Annotated in this window: 5 protein-coding genes; 1 reads left to right on the plus strand and 4 read right to left on the minus strand. The window is 65.2% G+C overall.

What is annotated here, in order from left to right:
• Positions 1-79 precede the first annotated feature (79 nt).
• Positions 80-652 (plus strand): imm11 family protein, encoded by a 573-nt coding sequence (locus tag D187_RS38200; protein WP_043433671.1) that lies wholly within the window; start codon positions 80-82, stop codon positions 650-652.
• A 140-nt stretch (positions 653-792) separates the two neighbouring features.
• On the opposite strand, the gene D187_RS53190 is transcribed toward D187_RS38200, so the two are convergent.
• The 4 genes from D187_RS53190 to D187_RS38215 are packed head-to-tail and all read right to left on the minus strand — an operon-like array spanning position 793 to position 3,794.
• A complete protein-coding gene (locus tag D187_RS53190) occupies positions 793-1,263 on the minus strand; it encodes an NUDIX hydrolase (RefSeq protein ID WP_076606307.1) in 471 nt (156 codons plus the stop codon).
• A gap of 35 nt (positions 1,264-1,298) precedes the next feature.
• The gene (locus tag D187_RS38205) at positions 1,299-1,769 is read right to left on the minus strand and encodes a hypothetical protein (protein ID WP_002630348.1); all 471 of its coding nucleotides are present in this window, start codon (positions 1,767-1,769) and stop codon (positions 1,299-1,301) included.
• Between the two features lie 22 nt (positions 1,770-1,791).
• The gene (locus D187_RS38210; protein ID WP_043433673.1) at positions 1,792-2,262 is read right to left on the minus strand and encodes a hypothetical protein; all 471 of its coding nucleotides are present in this window, start codon (positions 2,260-2,262) and stop codon (positions 1,792-1,794) included.
• A complete protein-coding gene (locus D187_RS38215) occupies positions 2,262-3,794 on the minus strand; it encodes a hypothetical protein (protein ID WP_002630349.1) in 1,533 nt (510 codons plus the stop codon). Before D187_RS38215 ends, D187_RS38210 begins: the two co-directional genes overlap by 1 nt.
• Between the last annotated feature and the right edge of the window lie 70 nt (positions 3,795-3,864).

Below are 3,864 nucleotides of genomic sequence, written 5' to 3' on the forward strand. Positions count from 1 at the left end.
TCACGAAGATGCTCGACAAGATCGCAGGTGAAGTCTGCGTGCCCAGTTCCAAACTCAATAAGCTGGCTACGAAGACTCCATGAACACGCAGGTGAAATACTATCGATTGCATGACAACATGCGCATCCGTAAGCGCTGGCATTTGCGCATGCCTTTCGACGCCCAAGGCGAGTGGATAGATACCTGGCAGTTTAATGAGGGAAGGGTTCTCGACATCCCGGGGCCGATCCGCTTCCCGGTGAGGCCCACGGGCGTCGTGCTCGAGTACACGCTGTCCATGGGGATTCCCGTCGTCCATCGCCGGGTTGTCTCCCTCTTCGAGCGTCTGGGTCTCGACCGGGAAGTCCAGTTCCTTCCCGCCGAGGTGGAGGGGCAGACAGAACCCTGGTTCATCATCAATACCCTTCAAGTCATCCGCTGCATCGACGACGCCCGGTGTGAGGAGGTCTTTTATTGGCAGCCGGAGGACGAGCGTCCGGACAAGCTGGGCGAGTACCAGAACGTCCGCGGGCTCAAGGTGGATCCAGAGAAGATTGGAGGCGCCAACATCTTCCGCCCCTGGGGCTGGCTGGTGGCGTTCCTCGTCTCCGAGCGCGTCAAGCAGGCGATGGAAGACGAAGGCATCACCGGCATCGACTTCACCCCGGTATGAGCCGGGCAGGGGAGCACTCCCACTCATCTTGCTCGCGCGTAGTCAATCAGCCAGACGGCCTCTGCTCTCAGCGGCAGGGGTCGTCAAGCGAGCTGAATGGGGAAGCATGTTTGTAAGGTGAAGTCTCCAGCTAGCGAAGGTCAGACTTCCTCGTCGGGTAGAAGTGAGAGGAGCAGTTCGTCGTCAGGGCCGAGTGGTCGCCAACCGGGCGGAGGCGGCGTTGCCCGGAGCACCGACCTAGCCTGCCTGACTCGCTCCTCATGGCTTTCTGGGGTGAATGCAGTCCACGAGCCGAGCGCCTTTGCAACCTTGAAACGGTTTGCGTCATTCATCACGGTGGGCCAGCCGTCGGGGAGGCTCTCGTACAGTTCACGCACGAATTGGCCGCGCACCAAGCGGGTGAGCTCATGGCTTCGTTCCGCTTCGGCCACCAGTCCTTGGAACACCTGCACTCCGGCAATATCGTCCTTGCCAAGTTCCTTGGCCAGCGCCACCAACGAGGCAGTGGGGCGCGCCTCGGCGAAAGCCGTGAGTGAATCGTAACCTCGCTCGCGGACCCGCTCGTACAGTCGTGCCACCCAGTTGCCCTGAAAAGGATGTCTGTCGCTCATGGCCCTCTTCAGCGGGTGAGGTTCACAGGGGAGGATCAAACTTCCTCGTCAGGCAGGATCGTGAGCAGCAACCCGTCGTCGGGGCCGAGCGGGCGCCACCCGGGCGGCGGTGGCGTAGCAAGGAGCGCATCGCCGGCCTTCGTGACGCGCTCCTCGTGGGTTTCAGGGGTGTACGCGGACCATCGGCCGAGTGCCTCGGCAACCTTGAAACGGTTGGCGTCGTCCAGCACTACCGGCCAACCCTCGGGGACGCTCTGGGTCCAGAGGCGTACGAATACATCGCGCACAAAGCGTGTGACCTGCTTGCGCCGCTCCGCCTCGGCGAGCAGCCCGCGCAGCACCTGCACCCCAGCAACGTCGTCCTTGCCCAGTTCCTTGGCCAGCAAATGCAGTGGCATGGTGGGGCGTGCATCCGCGAAGGCGGTGAGCGAATCGTAACCCCGCTCGCGGACCCGCTCGTACAGGCGTGCCACCCAGTTGCCCTGAAAAGGATGTCCGTCGCTCATGGCCCTCTCCAGGGGATGAAATTCAGACTTCCTCGTCAGGCAGGAGCGTGAGCAGCAGTTCATCGTCAGGGCTGAGTGGGCGCCAGCCGGGCGGTGGTGGCGTGGCACGCAGAGCTGCGCGGGCTTGCCTGACACGCTCCTTATGCGTTTCTGGGGTGTCGGCGCTCCACGTGCCGAGCGCCATGGCAATCTCTCCACGGCTTGTGTCGTCCAGCACGGCCGGCCAGCCGTCAGGGAGGCTCTCTGCAAGTTCGCGCACGAGAACATCACGCACGAAGCGTGTGACCCGATGGCTTCGCTCCGCCTCGGCAAGCAACCCTCTGAACACCTGCACCCCGGCGATGTCGTCCGGACCAAGCTCCTCGGCCAGCAAATTCAGAGGAACGGCGGGGCGCGCTTCGGCAAAGGCGGTCAACGAGTCGTAACCGCGCTCGCGGACCCGCTCGTACAGGCGTGCCACCCAGTTGCCCTCCCAGGAACGTCCGTCGGTCATTACCTTCCCCAAGGAGTGAAGTTCATCGGGATGTCGTAGAACTTCATACGCTTCGAGACGAGCTTCAATATCTCGTTCCGAGTCAACATCCGGCCAGCTTCGGCCTCGGCATCAAGCAGCGCTTCCATGATCATCCGGTTCCACTCACCGGGCCATGTGCGCCCCAGCTTCCAGTCGCCCCCACCGTGAATGGCCTCGTGGTGCGCCTGCTCCAGCCTGACGCAGAACTGGTCAATCTCCATCTCGCCGGTGAAGCCGCGCTTCTCGAACCACTCGCGGAACTCCTTGGGCAGGACGTGGTGCCGGGGTGGCTCGGCCATTCCGGCCCCCGTTTTGCCCGTCACGCGCATGCCCCGCACCTCGGGGCTGTCGCCCAGCGCTTCGCGTACGCCCCTGGGTAGTTCGCCGTGCGCCTCGGCCATCATCACCTGGCCCGCCTGAATCCGCACGGCGGCGCTGACAGCGGGCACGGAGAGGACGCCCGCTCGCACCAACTGGCGCATCATCTCCACCCACTCGGCGGAGACGACGAGCCGTGTGCCCATCATCACGCCGTTGGCTCCCACCATGAAGCCCACTCCGAGCGTGGCGGGGCCGGCTCGTGGCAGCAGCCGGGGCAGGGAGAACTTCAGTGCCGACAGCGTGGTGAGTGCCTCCATGGCTTCCTTCAGTGCCAGCGCCTTCTGGAGGACTTCCGCCCCCTTGCGCATGGCCTCTCGGAGTGCGGCGAACTCGCCGGTGAGGTGGCCCACCAGGGCGGGGACGTTTTGCGCCGCGGCCTCCACCTGCTCCGGCTCCAACGAGGAGAGTGCCGTCATGGTGGGCTCGAGCATCTTCTGGATGCGGTCCAGATTCATGAACAGCGTCTCCACGCCATGGAGGTGTCCGGAGAGCGCGACGTCGGTGAGGTGGAGGATGTCAACCCAGACGGCCAGGAGAATGGAGCCCAGCATGGCGGCTTCCAGACGTGGGCCGGCCAGACGCAGCAGAGCGAGCCGCATGTCCGAGTCCTCCACCTCCGAGGCGGCAATGGCCAGCCGGGTGGCGGCGGCGAGCTCGGCGTCAACCCACCGCCGTTGACGTTCGCCATATTCGAGGTAGCGGACGAAGATGCCGCTGCCTACGCCAGCGATGCCCAGGTGGTTGGCCTTGAGCCTGGAAAGTTCGCTGGAGACGCGGCGCGAGGAGGTGGAGACCTCGTCCACGGCACCGAGAAACGCCACGTGGGCCGCGAGGGCGCTCGGCCACGCATTCCCCTCCACCCGGCCAGGACCCGCCGCCGTCACGGCCTCTCGCGAGTCCCGGCGCCGGTGCGGCTGCTCCGCACTGTCGGACTCGGGCGGGGAGGCTCGAGCGAGCGGAGACGCCTCGCCCGGCCCTCCGGTGAGCGCGGTCCCCATGGCCTCGCGCGGCGTGTAGTGCAGGCTCATCCCCCGGCCAGGCGGTGGCCTCCGCGATGCACAGGCGTTGGACAGCAGGGCCAAGGCGATCAACAGCCCTGTTCCCCTTGCCCCTGGTCGCTCAGCGCGCATTGTTGAACGTCTCCTCCGCTACCGTCGAAGCCACAAAAGGCGAGAGAGCCGCCTGCGGACGGCCCCTGCG

The sequence above is a fragment of the Cystobacter fuscus DSM 2262 genome (assembly GCF_000335475.2).
Classification (GTDB): Bacteria; Myxococcota; Myxococcia; order Myxococcales; family Myxococcaceae; genus Cystobacter; species Cystobacter fuscus.

Bases quoted from the DNA above. Each gene is read 5' to 3' on its own strand.
- D187_RS38200 (WP_043433671.1), top strand. From the start codon at position 80: ATGAACACGCAGGTGAAATACTATCGATTGCATGACAACATGCGCATC.
- D187_RS53190 (WP_076606307.1), bottom strand. From the start codon at position 1,263: ATGAGCGACAGACATCCTTTTCAGGGCAACTGGGTGGCACGACTGTAC.
- D187_RS38205 (WP_002630348.1), bottom strand. From the start codon at position 1,769: ATGAGCGACGGACATCCTTTTCAGGGCAACTGGGTGGCACGCCTGTAC.
- D187_RS38210 (WP_043433673.1), bottom strand. From the start codon at position 2,262: ATGACCGACGGACGTTCCTGGGAGGGCAACTGGGTGGCACGCCTGTAC.
- D187_RS38215 (WP_002630349.1), bottom strand. From the start codon at position 3,794: ATGCGCGCTGAGCGACCAGGGGCAAGGGGAACAGGGCTGTTGATCGCC.